Source organism: Enterococcus sp. AZ149 (genome assembly GCF_051714285.1).
GTDB classification, from domain to species: Bacteria; Bacillota; Bacilli; order Lactobacillales; family Enterococcaceae; genus Enterococcus_D; species Enterococcus_D entomosocium.
This window is the reverse complement of record NZ_JBIORO010000001.1, coordinates 1,290,853-1,309,184: the sequence shown is the minus strand read 5'-3', so window position 1 is coordinate 1,309,184 and position 18,332 is coordinate 1,290,853. Positions and strand designations below refer to the sequence as shown.

The 18,332-nt window shown below is 43.0% G+C and carries 14 protein-coding genes and 1 riboswitch; of the genes, 6 read left to right on the top strand and 8 right to left on the bottom strand.

Translation table 11 applies throughout. The annotated features are described in order from the left end of the window. Nucleotides 1-3: 3 nt before the first annotated feature. Nucleotides 4-3,132, bottom strand: coding sequence for an SbcC/MukB-like Walker B domain-containing protein (locus IGI94_RS06145; protein WP_429967114.1), 3,129 nt, complete (start codon nucleotides 3,130-3,132; stop codon nucleotides 4-6). A gap of 2 nt (nucleotides 3,133-3,134) precedes the next feature. Beyond that, the gene (locus IGI94_RS06140) at nucleotides 3,135-4,256 is read right to left on the bottom strand and encodes an exonuclease SbcCD subunit D (protein ID WP_005236763.1); all 1,122 of its coding nucleotides are present in this window, start codon (nucleotides 4,254-4,256) and stop codon (nucleotides 3,135-3,137) included. Between the two features lie 254 nt (nucleotides 4,257-4,510). On the opposite strand from IGI94_RS06140, the gene anmK reads away from it, so the two are divergent. The 3 genes from anmK to IGI94_RS06125 all read left to right on the top strand — a co-directional run bounded on the left by anmK (nucleotide 4,511) and on the right by IGI94_RS06125 (nucleotide 8,198). Further along, on the top strand, nucleotides 4,511-5,671 hold the full coding sequence (gene anmK, locus IGI94_RS06135) for an anhydro-N-acetylmuramic acid kinase AnmK (protein WP_275626194.1): 1,161 nt from the start codon (nucleotides 4,511-4,513) through the stop codon (nucleotides 5,669-5,671). A 21-nt stretch (nucleotides 5,672-5,692) separates the two neighbouring features. Beyond that, nucleotides 5,693-6,988 carry a PTS sugar transporter subunit IIC gene (locus IGI94_RS06130; RefSeq protein WP_008379718.1) on the top strand — a complete coding sequence of 432 codons (1,296 nt, stop codon included), beginning with the start codon at nucleotides 5,693-5,695 and terminating at the stop codon, nucleotides 6,986-6,988. 118 nt (nucleotides 6,989-7,106) lie between these two features. Beyond that, the gene (locus tag IGI94_RS06125) at nucleotides 7,107-8,198 is read left to right on the top strand and encodes a DUF871 domain-containing protein (RefSeq protein WP_275626195.1); all 1,092 of its coding nucleotides are present in this window, start codon (nucleotides 7,107-7,109) and stop codon (nucleotides 8,196-8,198) included. Nucleotides 8,199-8,251: 53 nt separating this feature from the next. Here IGI94_RS06125 and IGI94_RS06120 read toward each other — a convergent pair whose 3' ends face one another. Then, a complete protein-coding gene (locus IGI94_RS06120) occupies nucleotides 8,252-8,887 on the bottom strand; it encodes a lysophospholipid acyltransferase family protein (protein ID WP_005229679.1) in 636 nt (211 codons plus the stop codon). Between the two features lie 137 nt (nucleotides 8,888-9,024). Between IGI94_RS06120 and IGI94_RS06115 the strand changes: the two genes are divergently transcribed. Next, nucleotides 9,025-9,759: a tRNA1(Val) (adenine(37)-N6)-methyltransferase gene (locus tag IGI94_RS06115; RefSeq protein ID WP_016613240.1), complete on the top strand. Its 735-nt coding sequence runs from the start codon at nucleotides 9,025-9,027 to the stop codon at nucleotides 9,757-9,759. Then, the gene (locus tag IGI94_RS06110; protein WP_005236776.1) at nucleotides 9,749-10,027 is read left to right on the top strand and encodes a GIY-YIG nuclease family protein; all 279 of its coding nucleotides are present in this window, start codon (nucleotides 9,749-9,751) and stop codon (nucleotides 10,025-10,027) included. Before IGI94_RS06115 ends, IGI94_RS06110 begins: the two co-directional genes overlap by 11 nt. A gap of 83 nt (nucleotides 10,028-10,110) precedes the next feature. On the opposite strand, the gene IGI94_RS06105 is transcribed toward IGI94_RS06110, so the two are convergent. Then, nucleotides 10,111-10,803 carry a hypothetical protein gene (locus IGI94_RS06105; RefSeq protein WP_008379712.1) on the bottom strand — a complete coding sequence of 231 codons (693 nt, stop codon included), beginning with the start codon at nucleotides 10,801-10,803 and terminating at the stop codon, nucleotides 10,111-10,113. 231 nt (nucleotides 10,804-11,034) lie between these two features. Next, a riboswitch (Fluoride riboswitch) is annotated at nucleotides 11,035-11,107 on the top strand. 94 nt (nucleotides 11,108-11,201) lie between these two features. On the opposite strand from IGI94_RS06105, the gene IGI94_RS06100 reads away from it, so the two are divergent. Then, complete coding sequence (locus tag IGI94_RS06100; RefSeq protein ID WP_086299712.1) at nucleotides 11,202-12,413, top strand: chloride channel protein; 1,212 nt, start codon at nucleotides 11,202-11,204, stop codon at nucleotides 12,411-12,413. 62 nt (nucleotides 12,414-12,475) lie between these two features. Here IGI94_RS06100 and efp read toward each other — a convergent pair whose 3' ends face one another. The 4 genes from efp to IGI94_RS06080 all read right to left on the bottom strand — a co-directional run bounded on the left by efp (nucleotide 12,476) and on the right by IGI94_RS06080 (nucleotide 18,084). Next, nucleotides 12,476-13,036 carry an elongation factor P gene (gene efp, locus IGI94_RS06095; RefSeq protein ID WP_005229668.1) on the bottom strand — a complete coding sequence of 187 codons (561 nt, stop codon included), beginning with the start codon at nucleotides 13,034-13,036 and terminating at the stop codon, nucleotides 12,476-12,478. 74 nt (nucleotides 13,037-13,110) lie between these two features. Continuing rightward, nucleotides 13,111-14,049, bottom strand: coding sequence for a cation diffusion facilitator family transporter (locus IGI94_RS06090; RefSeq protein ID WP_034872243.1), 939 nt, complete (start codon nucleotides 14,047-14,049; stop codon nucleotides 13,111-13,113). 103 nt (nucleotides 14,050-14,152) lie between these two features. Further along, the gene (locus tag IGI94_RS06085) at nucleotides 14,153-14,722 is read right to left on the bottom strand and encodes a DUF2179 domain-containing protein (RefSeq protein ID WP_005236782.1); all 570 of its coding nucleotides are present in this window, start codon (nucleotides 14,720-14,722) and stop codon (nucleotides 14,153-14,155) included. A gap of 362 nt (nucleotides 14,723-15,084) precedes the next feature. Then, nucleotides 15,085-18,084, bottom strand: a complete 3,000-nt coding sequence (locus IGI94_RS06080; RefSeq protein WP_438899549.1) for a WxL domain-containing protein — start codon at nucleotides 18,082-18,084, stop codon at nucleotides 15,085-15,087. Nucleotides 18,085-18,332 lie beyond the last annotated feature (248 nt).

Genomic DNA, 18,332 nt, shown 5'->3' with positions numbered 1-18,332 from the left:
TCCTTATTCTTTTATTCGGATCCGGCTTTGCCCGCTGCCGTTGGTTTCTACGAAAACTTGCTGCAGGATCCTTGCCCGCAGTTCTCGAACATGACTGATGATCCCAATCATGCGCCCTTCATTTTCGATCATTTCTAATGCTTCCATCGCCATTTCCAATGATTCTTCATCAAGCGAGCCAAACCCTTCATCGATGAAAAGTGCTTCGATCTCAATCCCGCCAGCTCGTTGCTGGATCACATCTGCTAAAGAGATTGCTAACGCTAAGGCTGCAATAAAGCTTTCACCGCCTGACAGTGTATGTGCTCTTCTGACTTGACCGGCATTATCGTCATAGATGTCAATTTCTAAGCCTGTTGAGCTTCGATAGCTACCAACTTTATCCGCTAATTCAAATTGATAGCGGCCACGGGTCAAACGGGACAAGCGTTCATTGGCGACTTCTAAGATCTCCGTCAAAAATTGTTGCAACACATACCGTTCCAAGCTGGTTTTCTTCGTGTTTTCGCCATTGATGGTTTCTGCCAACTGTTGAAGTTGGCCTAATTGGGCAAGTTCTTCTACATTTTTCTGATAAATGACTTGCAACTCGTCAAATAACCGTTGATTGCTGTTGACCTTCTCCTGTTTGCGAACCGTTTCTTGCTGTAATTTCTCCATCACAGTCTGCAACTGAAGGTAGGTCGTTTCCAATTGGATTAAATCCATTGTCGCCTGCTCTTTTAATTGGGTATCTAGCAATATCAGACGCTGTTGAACAAACGCCGTTTCTTGCTCATAGGTTTTGATTTCTTCTGTCAGAAGGGTTGTTTGAGGAGCTTGGGCAATCAATTCCCGCATTGCTTCTTCAGTCATCGCTGCTTCTTGCAATCGTTGCATCAGCCGTTGTTCTGCTTTCGCCTTGGCGGCTTGCTTTTCTTCGAAAAATTGTTGTACATTCTTCAACTTCTCTGAAAGGATCGCTTGCTGCTCTTTGATCTGTGCTTCTTGCCGGGCATCCGCCTCGATTTGTTGCGTATATTCCCTTAGTAAAAGATGAATTGACGCTAAATCGGCTTGTAGTTGTTGGTAAGTAGCACCACCAAGTTGTTCTTGCAAAGAGGCCAATTTTCCTGCCGCAAGTTGGCGCGCTTCCTCGGCCTTTTTTGCTTGCTCACTGACTTGCTGATAGGATTCATCTAACTTTGTCAATTGCCCCTTTACTGCCTGATATGTTTTTTGCGCTGCTTCGTAAGAGGAGGCTTTTTGCTGATTGATAGATTGTCGTTTTTTTAATTCCTGTGCAATCGTTTCTTCAGTAAGCTTCTCTTGCGTTTCGAAAGGCTGTAACCTAGCGTATGCCTGCTGAACGTCGTTCCAAGCAGCAGCCGCTTGCTTTTCCGCCGAAACGCTTGTCGCTTGCCATTCATTGATCCGCAATAACGCTTGTTCTTGAAGCGTTTGATTTGCCGATACCTGCTGTTGGACTATCGTCAATTTTTCTTGCATTTGCTCAAGTCTTTGCTCACTCGCAAGAATGTCCTCAATGGGATAGGTCGTATGCTCCTGTGCATTCGGATGATCCAATGATCCACACACGGGACAAGGTTCATTTTCTTCCAATAAAAGACGAAGCCGCGCAATTTGCATCCGAGCATTTTGACTGGTTTCTTGTTTTAGCGTTTTTTGCAGCTCTAGCAAAGATGTTTCTAGTTGCTGTTTTTCAAGGACCAAATCCGAATGAATTTGTTGTTGTTCCCCTGTTTTTTGCTCTGCTTCACGAACCAGTGCCTTTGCTTGCTGCCATTTTTCAATTAGCAATTGTGTTTCAGCTAGTTTTAATGCTTCTGTTTGAAATGTTCTTAACGTTTCAATTTTTTCTACCAGTTGCTGCTCTTGTGTTTTGGTGTTAGCAAGCACTTGAGTAATTTTGGTCAATTTGCTCGTTTGCTGCTGTGCTGCTTTTTCCTGCTGTGCCACTTCTTCTCGCTGCTTTTCTGTGCGTTGCGCCAATGGAATCTGCTGCTGGATCTGTTGGCTTCTTTGATTGGCAGCTTCATGCTTTTTCTTAGTCTCTTCGATCAACGGTCTTTGATCTTGCCAGCTTACTTGTTGCCGCTGAACATCTTGCAACAGCTGCTTCGTTTCGTCGATTTGCTGTGCTGCTTGCTGCGCTTCATTTACGCGTTCTTCTTTTTGCTGCATGATTTCTTGATGTTCAAGCGCCCACACAAGTTGAGTCAATCGTGCTTTTTTTTGATCGATCTCGTTTTTTTGGGCATTCAACAGTTGTGCTTTTTCTTGTAGTTCTTGCCATTCGATCCGAGCATTTTCGATTTCTTTTGCACGGTAAAAGGCATCTTGCGCAGCTTTCATTTCTTGCGTTGCCTGGTCTTTTCTCTGCAATAACTTTTGAAGTTGAATCTGTTGTTTCTCTAAATCTTGCGCCCATAAAGTCAGACATTCCGCAACCGTTAAAACTTCTTGCACTTCTTCCCATTCAAAACGCTCCATGATCTGCGAAGCGACTAGTTGCTGATGTTCAAGCTTTCTACTTTGTGCTTTGACTTGCTCTTTTAGCCATTCATTAAATTGCTGGTACATTTCTGTACCAAATAGATTTCGTAAAACCCGTTCTTTCTCGTTACTACTGGAAATCAGAAAATTACGAAATTCTCCTTGCGGCAACATCATGATTTGAAAAAACTGTTTTGCATCCAGCTGCAGCAGATCCTTGATAAACGCATCAACTTCTGTCCGTTTACTGATCTGCTTTTTCTCTTTGCCATCGGCGTCAAAAATCGTCAATTGAACTTTTGCCGTTTGGTTAGTGACACCGTCACCACGTTTTTTTGCTAACGTCTGTTCCGGTTTCCGTTGGATCTGGTAGGTAAAACGCTGATGTTCAAAAGTAAACGTGACGCTGGTCTCTTCGGTTGGTGAAGCAAACATCGATCGCATTTCTTTGCCTGAGCGCAGATTCCCCGATGTTTCACCGAACAAGGCAAACGTCATTCCATCGAAAATCGTCGTTTTTCCTGCACCAGTTTTACCGCTGATCAAAAACAACCCGCCAGCTTGCAGCTGACTAAAATCCAATTTTTCATCAATGAATGGACCAAAATTTTTCATTTGTAAAGACTTCGGTTGCATGACTATTCCCTCTTTTCCACGACAAATGCTTCATTTAATCCTTGTTCGATCCATTTGGTTTGTGAATCGAGCAATGAATCTCCCGTCATTTCTTGAAAAAAATGACTGATCAAGGTCTGCGGGTCGGTTTCTCGTGTCGTTAGCTGTCTTTTTTTCGTCTGTTCTCGTCCATTCAACCGTTCGACAGACAAAATAAATGGATAGATTTTTCGCAACTGATTCATCATATTTGGAATCACAGCACGATCCGTCAGCAGAAAATGCCAAAACGCCTCACGATCCAGATCACGGTAAAAAACCGGATCGATCAACTCCTCAAAGGACGCCGTCAGCTGCTGGATATCCCTTTTTGGTGTCAGTGGAATAAATTCATTGGTATCTTTTACGGTATCAATAAGATAGATCCCTTTTTGGTTCGTCCGTTCAGAAAGGGAAAATTTCAGTGGTGAGCCGCTGTACCCGATCTTTGGGTGTTTGAGAGCCGTATTGGCATGTAAATGGCCTAAAACAACCCGATCAAAAGGCGCAAAAGCGGTGGTCGGTACGCTGTCCAATCCGCCAACTTGAATTTTTGTTTCTGAATCTGTTTGGCTAGAACCCGCCACAAAAAAATGGGTCACTAGCACTTGCTTTTTGGACGAGTCAAAGTTCTTGGTCATCTCCTCAATGACTCTTTGGACACTATCAGAAATCTTCATTAATGGTTCATCAAAAAACAAGCGGGCCTCGATGGGTTCGAAATACGGTAGTAAAAAGAATTGTGTATCGTCAAACTCAACCGGGTGCAAACTTTGTTCGATGCTGGTGGACAGGTAAAAGCGTGTTTGTTGAAACCACTGACTGCCGGTTTCTAAACGAGTTGGACTATCATGATTTCCTGAGATAGCCAATAATGGCAGTTCATTCGTTAAATTGATTTCAGCGATTTTTTCATTTAGTAATTTGACTGCATCAACAGCAGGAACCGAACGATCATAAAGGTCCCCCGCAATGACGATGGCATCGACCTTTTCTGCTCTTGCTAGCGCTATGATTTGATCAATGATTGCTCGTTGGTCTTCCAGCAGATCATAGCCATGTAGTTTTTTTCCGATGTGCCAATCAGCTGTATGTATAAAGCGCATTTCTTCACCTTCTTAAAAAATATCCTTCCAATCATTATACCACTTTCCCTGATCGTTAGACATCTCTCTTCCAGCGAAATTTCATTTACCACCCATTTTTGATAAAAATAGCGAACACCTAACATCATTATGTTGAAATGTTTTTTCAATTATAAATTTATATCTTGAAATATAATTACACTTCATTTACAATGAGTGTGAAATCGAATTCAACAATCGCTTTCATCACTATTCTAAAAGAAAGGAGAAACGATATGCTTGCAATAGGACTCATGTCAGGAACCAGTTTGGATGGAATCGACGCTGCTTTAGTAAAAATCAACGGCTGCGGTATCGAAACTGACGTCCAGCTGATGGAAATGCTCACACTGCCCATTGATGAAGAATTGAAGGAACGAATAAAAACTGCTTGTGATCCGGTGGAATCAAATGTTCCCCTCATCTGCCAATTAAATACTGAATTAGGGTATCAATTTTTGAAAGCGTGTCAAATCCTCTGCCAAAAAGCCGGTATTGAAGAAAAAAGCATTGATTTTGTTGCCAGCCACGGACAAACGATCTGGCACTCCCCCGATGCTGATCCAGCGAAAAACAGCACCTTGCAAATTGGCGAACCTTCGATTATTGCTTATGGCTTACAAACGAAAGTCGTCGCCGATTTCCGAGTGATGGATATGGCTGCTGGCGGGCAAGGAGCGCCCCTTGTACCTTATACGGACTATCTGCTCTATCAATCAAACGATAAAAATCGTTTATTGCAAAATATTGGCGGCATCGGCAACGTTACGGTTCTGCCTAAAAATGGTGGCTTAAGCGAATTATATGCTTTTGATACAGGTCCAGGAAACATGGTCATCGATGAACTAATGGTTCAGCTATTCGGTCAGCCTTATGATGCGTTTGGCGAAACAGCCCGAGCGGGAGCAATTATACCCACCTTGCAAAAGGAATTAAGAACTCATTTTTATTTGTCCCAGCAACCGCCGAAAAGCACTGGACGTGAACAATTTGGCAAACATTTTGTGCAGCAGCTAATGACCGAATATCCCCAAGTAGCATCGGAAGACTTGGTGAGGACTTTAACCGATTTCACCGCATTTTCCATTGCTGACAGTTACCAAAGGTTCATTTTCCCTCAGTTGGGAACAAATGATATTGAAGTGATTCTTTCAGGTGGTGGCGCCCATAACCATCTGCTGATTGAGATGATCAAAGGCTATTTACCCGAAACAGTAGCCGTTGTAACACAAGATGACATTGGCGGTTCGAACGATGCCAAAGAAGCGGTGGCTTTCGCCATCTTAGGAAATGAAACCCTTCACAGCCGTGTCAACAATGCCCCTGCAGCAACCGGGGCAGCCCAAGGCGTGATTTTAGGAAAAATCATTCCGAATCCATGGGAAACAATAATGTAAAACATCTTAGGAGGATAAACCATGTTAGATAAATTCACTCAGTTCATCGAACGCCATCTGGCAGGACCGATGGAAAAACTTGGCAGCCAGCGTCATTTGCGAGCGGTTCGTGACGGGATCGTTTCAACATTGCCATTGATTATCGTCAGTTCGTTCTTTATGATTTTAGCCTTTCCACCGCTACCTCAAAGTTGGGGCATCTATCAATTCTTGTCTAGCAATGCCACAACCATCTTATTGCCTTATCGAATGACGATGTACATTATGAGCTTGTATGCTGCATTCGGGATTGGATACAGTCTTTCTCGCTCTTATAAGCTTGATGGTCTTTCAGGCGGGATCTTAGCTACGACCGCCTTCTTACTGACCTTCACCCCGGTCAATATCCCAGCAGAAGCGTTGGATGCTGCCGGAACGGTCGGTTTTGTCTTGCCAATGGCCAATTTAGGGAGTGCTGGTATGTTTGTGGCGATCATCACCTCGATTCTTGCCGTTGAAATCTATCGGTTAACGGACAAATCGAAATTCAAAATCACGATGCCAGAACAAGTCCCACCTGCAGTCGCTCGCTCTTTTGAAGCCTTGACTCCCACTTTAGTGATCATTTTAGGAATGGGCGCGATCACTTACTATATCGGTTTTGACTGGCACACGATCGTGGCAAAAGTGGTCGATCCTTTAGTCAGTGCCGCAGATACCTTGCCAAGTGTGCTTTTGATCACCTTCTTGACGACCTTCTTCTGGTCATTCGGGATCCATGGTGCTTCTATCGTTGGTTCACTGGCTCGTCCATTATGGTTACAGTTGTTAGAAGGAAATACAACAGCGCTTGCATCGGGAGATATGATTCCCAATATTGCAGCCGAACCATTTTATCAATGGTTCATCTGGATCGGTGGGGCTGGTTCAACGATTGGTTTGGCTATCTTGTTAGCGTTTCGCACCAAATCGGAATTCGGTTCAAAACTAGGAAAAACAGCCTTGATTCCAGCTATTTTCAACATCAACGAACCACTGATATTCGGTACACCGATCGTCTTGAATCCAATCTTGATCCCACCATTCATCATTGCGCCTTTAATCAATGGTGTCATTGCATGGGTCGCCACCTCAGCAGGTTTAGTCAATGCCGTCACGGTCAATGCCCCTTGGACATTGCCTGGACCAATTGGTGCTTTCTTAGCGACTGGCGGCGATTGGCGTGCGATCGTGCTGAATGTTCTTTTGATTCTTTTATCGATTCTGATCTATTACCCATTCGTAAAAATCTATGACAAAAACGAATTGGAAAAAGAAAATCAACCAGTCACACAATAATTTGTTGATAAAGGTCGGACGAAGCACCCATCAAGACAATCGGAAGAAGCGCTCCACAGCAGCATTTTTCGATACTAAGAGGTGCTTCGTACGATTTTTTTAGAAAGAGGGAAAACCATTGAAACGAGAAATTGGCCTTTCGATTTACCCCGACCATAGCGATCCTTTACTGGATCAAGACTATTTAAAAAAAGCTGCTGCCCTTGGTTACTCTCGCTTATTTATGAGTATGCTAGAAGTCAGTGAAGGCAAAGAGACCGTCAGAAAGAAATTCTCTTCGATTATCGGGTTTGCCAAGAACCTTGGGTTTGAAACGATTTTAGATATTTCCCCAGCTGTTTTTAGTGATCTGGCGATCTCTTATGACGATCTAAGCTTCTTTGCAGAATTAGGTGCGGACGGTATCCGCTTGGATCAAGGGTTTGATGGCAGCAAAGAAGCCCAACTGACCTTCAATCCATTCGGCTTGGCGATTGAATTAAACATGAGTAATGATGTGAACTATTTAGAAAATATCCTTTCTTATCAAGCCAATGAACCTTTTTTATATGGCTGCCACAATTTTTACCCCCAACGAGGCACAGGATTAACGGAGGCTTTTTTCCGCAACTGCAGTCAACGTTTTAAAAAAAATGGGTTGAAAACAGCCGCCTTCATCACTAGTCAATCAGCCAAAATTGGCCCTTGGGAAGTCAATGATGGCCTGCCAACCTTAGAATCTTGTCGCGATTTACCTTTGGCGTTGCAAGGAAAGCTGCTTTTTGCTTCTGGGTTGATCGATACGGTGATTATTGGCAATGCCTATGCGTCGGATGCAGAACTGAAAGCTCTGGCGGCGATCGATCGCTACAAACTGACCTTTGGCGTTTCCGTAGAAGCAGAAGCCAGCGAAATCGAACGGAGGATATTAGCTGAAACCAATCATTTTCGTCGCGGTGACAGTAATGCGTTAGTCGCTCGTTCCACACAATCACGGGTGAAATACCGTCCCATCGAAAACCTCCCTCATACAAACCAAGAACCGTTTGCTTATGGGGACATCGTTATCGGCAATGATACCTTTGGTCAGTACAAAAACGAATTGCAGATCGTTTTGACCCCTCACCAAGACGCCCGAAAAAACAAAGTCGGTGCTATCCCAAAAGAGGAGTTGCCTTTGTTGGAATATTTGAAACCATGGACCAAATTTGCTTTCGAATTGTTGGATTAAATCATTAGAAAAAAGCCGCTGATCACAAAAGGATCAACGGCTTTTCTTAGGTATTAATCTTCTCTTTTGGACTCATCGATTTGATAAACAAATGACGGATCGATCGCTTGATCCAGTGTGTCAAATGCACCTTGGATGCGCCGTTCCACTTCCGCCAAGCCCTCTTTGTCCATCTTTTTGATGTCACTGATATCGATTGGCTCCCCAAAACGGACAGTCACTCGCTTGCGTTTAAATAAATCCTTTAATGTCAGCGGTCCTTGATAAACAGAGGGAACGATCTTGACTTTGGCCATTTTCGCGATCAACGCCATGCCACCTTTTAAGGCCGTTGCATGTCTCGTACCACTTGGGAACATGATCAAGCTAAGATCGGTTTCCTTCAAGATTTTGACTGGCGTCTTTACCGCGCTCGGTCCTGGTTTGTCCCGTTTGACTGGAAAAGCATTGGCATGAATCAAAATGAACCGTAAAATCGGGTTTTTGAACAGCTCTTCTTTCGCCATAAAACTGAATTTCTTTGGCCGAGCAGCCACTGCTAGGTACAATGGATCCCACCAGGTTCGGTGAGGAGCCACTAAAATATAGTTTTCATTTTTAGGTAAAACCTCTTTGTTTTGATAACGAGCATTGCCGTTGATCAAAAATAATACTACGCGAACCACACCGCGCATAAAGCGAAAAAACATACTCATTTTCCTTTCTATTTCTCTCCTATTCAAGTATGCAAAAAAACGGTTTAAATGACAAGCCTTTTTTAGCGTTTCCCATTATTCTTAATCGTAGTATAATACATTGAAATGAATTTAGAACAGGAGTATGCTTCATGTTGCAACCGAACGAACGCATTGACCAATTGTATGCCGATGACATCAAGATTATTCAGAGTTCCGAAGTTTTTTCTTTTTCATTAGATGCTGTCTTATTAGCCAATTACGCTAGAGTACCAAAAAGAGGTGTGATCGTTGACCTTTGTGCAGGGAATGGCGCAGTCGGTTTATTTATCAGCAGAAAAACGACTGCTCATATTTATCAGGTCGAATTGCAGGAACGCTTAGCGGATATGGCGCAGCGCAGTATCGAATTAAATGACTTGCAAGAACAGCTGACGGTCTATCCTATGGATTTGAAGAATCTCTTTCAAAAAATCAAACCTGATTCCGTCGATCTTTTGGTCTGCAATCCGCCTTATTTTAAAAATATACCGACGGCGATCAAAAACCCGAATCCCTATTTAGCGATCGCCCGGCACGAGATCACCACAAATTTAGATGAAGTGATCCAAACCGCCAGTAAAGCGTTAAAAATGAATGGAAGGTTTGCGATGGTTCATCGCCCGGATCGCTTTCTCGATATTTTGGACAATATGCGCACCCATCGAATCGCGCCAAAACGAGTCCGCTTCGTCTATCCGAAAGTAGGCAAAGAGGCCAATATTTTATTGATTGAAGGAATCAAGGATGGTAAGGCGGAAGGGTTTAAAATTGATTCTCCTCTCATTACCTATGATGAAACGGGCTCTTATAGTCCAGAAGTGAAGGCGATGCTCTATGGCTGCTGACAACCATTACTTTTATGTCTTACGTTGCAACGACCAATCCTTTTACGGCGGCTATACTACCGATTTGAGTCGCCGCTTATTAGAGCATAACAAAGGGATCGGGGCAAAATATACCCGTCCCGCTAGTCGCAGACCCTTGCAAATGATCCATGCGGAAAGCTTTTCCACTCGCAGTAAAGCCACTCAAGCAGAAGCCGCCTTCAAAAAATTGCCTCGCAAAAAGAAAGAGGACTACCTGATCAGTCATAGGAAAAGCAATGTTCTCTGACCAAGCATGCAAAAAACTACCTGCGCACGGAAGTTTCCTTCTTGAGGGAGCTTTCTTTCGTGACTTAGGTAGTTTTTTTATCGTTATTCATTCCTATTCGGTAACGCCCATTGGGTTTGACTTTTCCCAAATTCTTTCGGGATCACAGAATCAACGGATTGATATTCGAGGGTTTCTTGGGACTTTGGAATCGTAATTGCCGTTAAATAGTTGTTGGTTTCGGAATAGAAACCAATTGTTTCAAAGGAAGGATCAGTCAAATGGTATTGAACCCCCTGCAGTTTAGCAGTTGTTTCCTCATCCACAAAAGTCGGTTGATAGCGAGCATAGTAAACCTGGGCGCCCATTTTAAAATATACGGAGTTATGAGCAGAACCAAGAAATTCAATCTCCCGTTCCACCGGTATTGCTTGATAGATTCCTAAAGTTTCAATCGCTTCATTGCTTTGGATGCGCTGATAAATTGCTGTAGTATCAGATTCGTAATATTTATAGCCTAGAAACATCTTTTCGCGATCTCGGATATTCGGTGTGATCAGCGCATTATACGTTTTGAATTCACCATACACTTGATCCCCAATAAAAAAACCTAATAGACACGTAACGACTATGCCGCCAAGCAATAGCGTCACTTTTGGGTTGCGGTTTTCTCGATAAAGCAGAACCATCAGGAACCCTAATAACGCAATCAGACCAACTACCATGAGAATTGGTAGGATCACATAATAAAAACGCTCACTTTGCAGCCATTTTTCGCTCGTCATAAATGCAACCATTTTTTATTCCTCTTCGATTCCTCACTACTCACTGTCTTACCTTTGGTCAAACAGTAGAAGGATCGTCCTTTCATCCCTTTTCATGCCAATTATCCTCAAGGCGCTCAATTCCCATATAAGTTCTTATGAGATTAATTTTACCATAACTATGTAGAAAAGATAAGTGTTAGATGAATTGCTTTTCACAACAAACATCCATTGACAAAAGGAGGGTTTTATCAGATAATATTAATGCTAATCGGGAATGAATGTCTCCCTCAGTTCTTACTGAAACCGCAATTTTGCTAATGACTTCTACCACTTTTTTTAGTGTGTAGCAGTCATTTTTTTATTTTCACTAGGTCGTCGTATTTGCAGGAGCATTGTTCCTATATTCTTTTTAAAGGATCGTGATAGAAATGATGAAACAAAAAACAACTAATTGGGAACTGACTGCTTTAGGTGTGGTCAGTCTGGTTATTGGCGTATTCGCTGGAGCCGTCGACACCTTCTTTGGGAAAATCCTACTTTCCTTAAGCGCCTTTCGTGATAGTCATTTTTTGCCCTTGATTCTCTTTTTACCCATTATCGGCATTTGTTTTACTTACCTGTTCCAAAAGTACGGTGACCGAAGTCCTCAGGGAATGAATTTAGTGTTTTTAGTCGGACATGAAGAAGAAAAAGACATTCCGTTGCGCTTGATTCCTTTTGTAATGGTGGGAACCTGGCTGACGCATTTATTTGGAGGAAGCGCTGGCAGAGAAGGGGTTGCGGTTCAGTTAGGTGCCACCATCGCCAATCGCTTAGGAAAATGGCTGCGACTAGAAAAGTACGCCAGCACCCTGATCATGATTGGGATGGCTGCGGGATTTGCTGGTTTATTTGAAACCCCGATCGCTGCGACGTTCTTCGCACTGGAGGTACTTGTCATCGGTAAATTCAGTCATCATGCACTCTTACCAACTTTGCTGGCTGCTTTCACCGCTAGTACGACTTCTCAATTGTTAGGATTAGAAAAATTTAGTTTTGCTTTGTCACCGTCCCCCGATTTGACTTTGGCTGTTTTTCTGAAATTACTTTTGATTGGCTTAATATTTGGTATTGTTGGTGGCAGCTTTGCGGGATTATTAGAAACGATGAAACGGATCATGAAACGACGCTTTCCTCATCCTCTCTGGCGCATTGGCATCGGTTCACTCGTGCTAGTCTTACTTTTTGTCCTTTTGTATCATGGTCGTTATTCAGGTTTAGGAACGAATTTGATCAGCGCTAGTTTCACGAATCAACCAATCTATTCTTATGACTGGCTGCTTAAGATGGTGTTAACTGTACTGACTATCAGTATTGGTTTTTTGGGCGGAGAAGTCACCCCTTTGTTTGCGATCGGCGCCTCTTTGGGCGTCGTGCTGGCACCGCTCTTCGGACTGCCTATCGAACTGGTGGCAGCCCTAGGCTATGCCAGTGTCTTTGGCAGTGCTACTAGCACTTTATTTGCACCGATCTTTATCGGTGGGGAAGTCTTTGGCTTTGAAAATCTGCCCTTGTTTGTGATCGTCTGCTCCGTCGCCTACTTTATCAGTAAACCCTATAGTATTTATCCCTTACAAAAATCATTGGCAGACGGGAAATGATTCACTTTTGATCCCTCCTCCAGAGCAAAAGAAAAAACCGCGAACAAGTCGCGGTTTTTTTCTTATTTCGCACGTTTTAAGTAGGTACCTTCAGCTGTATTGATTTCTAGCATTTCGCCTTCTTCAACAAAGTCAGGAACATTGACAACTAAGCCAGTTTCCATCGTTGCTGGCTTGCCTGAACCAGTCACAGTCGCCCCTTTGATCGACGGCTGTGTTTCAACAACCTTTAAGATTACGCTTGATGGTAGTTGAACGCCGATTACTTCGCTGCCGAAGAATTGGATTTTTACTTCCATGTTTTCAAGAATAAATTTCATTTCTTCTTCTACCACTTCAACTGGAATTTCATATTGTTCATACGTTTCCAGATCCATGAAGAATGCTGTATCATCCATTGTGTATAGATATTGTACAGCTTTCGTATCAATATGCGCTTTTTCAAATTTTTCTTCTGGACGGAAGGTTGTATCATAAGTCGAACCAGTCCGAACGTCCCGTAATTTCATACGCATAACCGTATTTCCCTTACCTGGTTTGTGATGGCTAGCATCTAATACTTTGATAAGTTTGCCGTCTTGAACGAATGTCATTCCAGCTCTTAAGTCACTTGCATTGATCATAATTTTGAAATCTCCTTCACTATGTGATAATCCTTGTCTATTGTATCAAAAAAAGCTGCTTTATTCTAGCTAAATCAGTGGGAAGGTCGCACAAGTTTACGGCGTTTCTCCATATAGTGAGGGTCATACTCATCTGTCTCAATATAAATATAGACTTTTTTATCTGCCATCTGGTGTCGAATCTCGGCTTCAATCTCATTAATGATCTCATAGCCGACCTCTTCTTGTTTCGAGGCAATATCAACTTTTGCCGCAATCAAAATTTCTGATGGTCCTAAATGCACCGTTTTAACATCAATCAAGCGATCAACATCTGGCCGTTCAAATGCTCTTTTGATCACTGCTAGATCCCGTTTTGTGACACTTTCGCCAATCAGTAGACTGTAAAATTCGCGGGCTAAGAAAATGGCTGCTACCATCAATAAAAGACCAATCAACAAACCACTGAAGGCATCAAAAAATGCGTTACCCGTAATCATGGTTAAAATCGTACCAAATAGTGCGATCATTAGGCCGATCATTGCACAAAAGTCTTCTGTGAAAATGATCAGAATCTCACTATGCCGACTTTCTTTCAAAAAACGATAGATTGGTTGACGTTCCACATTCAGTTCGCGGATCTCCTTGATCGCGATCCACAACGAACTTCCTTCAACGATCATCCCGAAAATCAAAATAGCGATCACCAACCAAGCGTTACCAACTTCATGGGCAGGATGCAGCAGCTTTTCTACCGCTTCCATCACACCGAGTGCGCCCCCACCAAAGAAGAGCATCATCGCAACGATCGTGCTAAAAAAATATTTCGCCCGACCTTCTCCAAACTGATGCAGTTCACTTTGGCCCTTTGTTGCCCGTTTATCCCCGATCAATAAAAAGATTTGATTGCTACAATCCACGACACTATGAATGCTTTCATTCAACATGGCTGCACTGCCACTTAGTGCATAACCGACAAACTTACTAATAGCCACCAAAATATTTGAGATCAGGGCAGCGATGACCGCCATCATACCATTTGCTTTCTTTTCCACACCTTACGCTTCCTCTCATCAATAAACTCCCTGCTTATTATGCAACTATTCTTCACGAATGGATCAAGCTGCCTCTAGTTCCTCAATCAACAGGTGCTTGCTTTTTCAACTTCGCCTCTCTACGGCTGATTTTTTTGGTCCAAAAACCGCCCGAAATATACTTGGGTTCATAGCTGATGATAAACGCTCGTTCTTCCACCGCTTTGATGGTTTGATAGAGCTTTTTCTCACTTTTTCTTTGGGAAAGAATCTCTAAAATCAGTCGTGGCCCTTCTAAGCCTTCTCCATAACTTTGTGTAACTCCGTAGCCTTCTTGTCGTAAGATCTTAGGCAAACTTTTTTCCTCATCCGTATTACTAGGTAGGATCACTGTGACCATTGTATAGCCCAGAGCCAGCTTATCTTCGATTTTGATACCAATACTGACTCCTGCAGCATAACCTAATGCATAGAATAAGAGATTCAGCGGGTTATCCAAACGATCCAATACCATAGATAAGCCTAAAATATAGATCGTGATTTCGATCATACTCACTAATGGGGCAATCACGCGATACCCTTTCATTGTCAATAAAAATCGCAGTGTGTTCAATGTGACATAGGCGAGATTGATAAAGAAAATCATCGCCAGCATTTGTAGATCAACTTCCATCTTTGATTCCCCCTTGTTCTTAGCATATCAAAAGGCAAGAGAAAATTAAAATATTTGAGCAGGATTTAATTACTAAAATAGCTAAATAAAATTTATACTGGGGAAGATATAGTGCTTAAGTGATTTCATTGATCACTACCATGTCATGATTTTGCTCATTGGTCCATTGCCTGTGGTTTCACTCTCTTCTATTGATCGAAAAGCATATCCACCAAAGTGGGAAAAGCAGTTTAAACCACCGCTCGTCTGTTTCAGACAAAAAAGAAGTCCAATGGCAACTGGACTTCTTTTTGTCTGAGCAACTTTTACAGTGTTCGATCATATTCACGATTGCAGAACATGCTTACTTGTTTTCCAAGGGGTTATTCGTCAGCACCAGGTACGAAACTCAGCTCCCAACGAAGGGTTCCTTGATAACTTGTTGCTTGCGGCCTCGCGCCAATAGGGATTTCCAGCTCGACACTTTTTTGCATGGTATGCTCGTTTCCATAGCGTTGAATCCAAGTACCCGTCCCTTGATTTTCATTGGCACGTGCAATCACTTGGTTCTGCGGTCCTAGCTCAATTGCTTCAACGTAGTCTGGTGCTTCAGAGCGATTTTCTTTAGAGGTGACCATTTCAATATTATTCAAATGCACACTCGCTCCTTTTAAATAGTGCTTAAACGCATCCGTGCTTACGAACCCTTCCTCAGATAATCGGGCACTCAAGGTCCAGCCATTTGGGAGAAATCGACGATCGGAAACCTGAATATAGTTTGGTCGTTCGGTTGATTCATGATCATCCACTGAAGAAATTCGTTGCGGACGCGCCGGATAGCGGCTTGTCGACGAGCGAATCGGTACTGTACCAAAATCGAATTGTGAAACAAAGTCTATACTGATAAACCCGCGATTTTCTGGTATCAATGGTGGATTTTCAGGTAGAATCGGTTGATCAGGATCAAGGGGATCTTTTGGGTCAACGTCACCAATGGGTTCCACAGTGGTTGATGCTTCTGCCCATTTACCATCAAGAAATGCCTGAGCGGTGACCACCTCACCTTGTGTAAAATACTGGAAAGGTTCTAAATCAGATAGATCAAGTAAATAGTGCCCATTTTCACCCGCTTGTGTGTGAAAGTACTCGCTATTGCCGGCACTATCGACTGGCGTTTCAAGCGTCGGTTCTGGCATCAGCCCCTCTCTTTGAAATCGAAGGTAGCTACCAGGATTGGCGGTTCCCGAAATCGTATAGGCATTAGGTAAGGTTCTATCTTCTGTCAAAGGATCGATGGTCACCGTGATGTCTGGGATTCTCTCAAATAATAGACGTTGTGAACGAGAAGCAAACTGCGAGGCAAACCCTCGACTTGTTTCCTCATTCAGTGAAGATACATTGGTCACATTGGTGTTGGTTCCGGAAATCGCCGCAGTCATGGACAGAATCGGTTGCCACTGAAAATCAGATGGATCTCCTGTATTTCCATGCCGCCACTGGCGAATCGCCTGATTCTTTGCAGTGATTCCTCCCCCTTCAATTAGACCATTTGTGGTGGTCGTTATGGCGCGGGTTCTTTGCAAATTGACACGCTTGGCATCGTCGATCGTCAATCTTGCGGGATTGTTGGCACCGGTAAAGAAAAGTAGCCGTTGGACAGCTTGTGGGCTGTCCGAACGAATATCTAAGGTAGCATCTTTGCCCACGTTGAGATTGCCAGTCGTGCCAGAGAAGTGGAAGATATTTGCGGTTGTATTTTGATTTGTTGCTTCAACCTCTAAGGTGCTGCTGTCTTCTAAGGTGACATGCGTATTGGCACTTAACCAGAAAATATGACTGTACAACGTTCGGTTTGTAGCAGTAACTGACAAGCGACTTTTTTCCATTAAGCGAATATCATGGGGCGTGCCTGATGTGATGACTGCCGGACTGTTGTTTTGTGTATTTAATGCCAATTCCGCACCTTTTCCTAACTCAATGCGTCCATTGCCAGCGACAAAGCGAATATTGGCACCGCCTGCTTCGCCAGCTGAACCGTTGGCATTTAATGATAGTCGGGCATTATTCCCTAGTATGAGACGCGCATTCGTATTATAAAAATCAAGATTTCCTGAGCTGATCGTCGACATTTCGACGTTTGCTCCCTCACGAAGCTCGATTTGGTTGATTTCAAAATTCGCTTGGGTGTTCGAGTGAATCATCCAAGAAGCATTGAAGTCTGATGTATATCTAGGCGTTTGGTGTGAAACCGAATGTCCAGAAAAGCTGGCTCGAGAGTGCAAACCGTAAAACAACTGATTGCCAGTATGGTTGAGATTGTGGTACCGAATGATTGAACGCTGCTGATTTGACATGTTCAAATCATGATATTCAATTGCCCCCCAAAAGTTTCCATGGTAAAGTTCCAAATTTTGCAAGGTAATGTCCCATGGGGAATCAGGATTGACACTGGAATCGCGGAAACAGATCGCTACGGCTCTAAGATCCATCTGAAAGGTGTCGAGACCATCGATGATTAACGTTCTTGAAACTCTCGAGGCATTGATATAAACATAGGCTAATCCGCCATTAGGATTGGCGCTGCTGCTCCAGCCGTCAATTCCCGTAATGCCTAAACGAGGATTATCGTTCGTTTGAAAACTGGCTGTCAAATAAATATAATTGACCGTCGGATCGACCATTGCAGCCATAAATTCGACCCAGTTAGCAACCCCTCTCTTTTTTACGTCGTCGCCTAACAGATATAGATTGCCAGGATCTGACTCTGATTCGTCAGGAATCTGGCTTTCTATTTCCTTCTCTTTTGGTAATTGATCCTCTTTGTCCTCTTGATCGAATTGGTCAGTGGAGTCACTCGAATCGGTTAGCGCATCCTCTTGTGTATCCGTAGGGTTTGTCTCCCGTGCTTCCTTTATTTCAAGTCTTATCATTGATTCTGCTACTTCAAATGGAAACGCCCCTGCTGTATCAACTACCAATGGAACCAAAAAATCACTTCTAGGGATATCAGTCGTTAGTTTCCAACCATTCTCTTCAGTGGTTGACATAATTTTGACTCCCTTTGGCAACTCCTCTTCAACAAAAACCGCAGATTGCGGCAACCGGATCGCTATTTCACTAATGGGACGGCCCGTATGAAACGCAACTAGTAACATGTCTCCTACAGTCCCGGCTTTCGTTGATTCATCAAAATAAATGGCAACTTTTCCCTCAGCCTCTTTCTCTCGTATCGGTTCGAATGGGTCACTCGCAACCGTTTCTTCCTCCAGCTGTGCAGCAAAGAAAATGTTTGAAGAAAACACACTCATGGTTGAAAAAAAGTAGAGTCCTCCAAGTAAGCCAATAATGATGGTGAAATATACCATTCTCTTTTTCTTGTTCATTTGTTGATGCCCCACCTTTCAGCGTATCTTTCACTTGAAATCGATCATGGATCAGTCCTTCCCAAAGAGCAGCTATAACCATCAGGACGCTTGCTTCCTTTTTTCAATTACGGCTGATCAGAAAACCACAATCCTGCCATCGATTTTAAATGACAAAAGAAATCGCCAATTAAAATAACAAACATTATAAATAACGATGGTTTTGATCGTTTCACTTTATTCTATAGCCCACGCTATTGCTTAGTAAA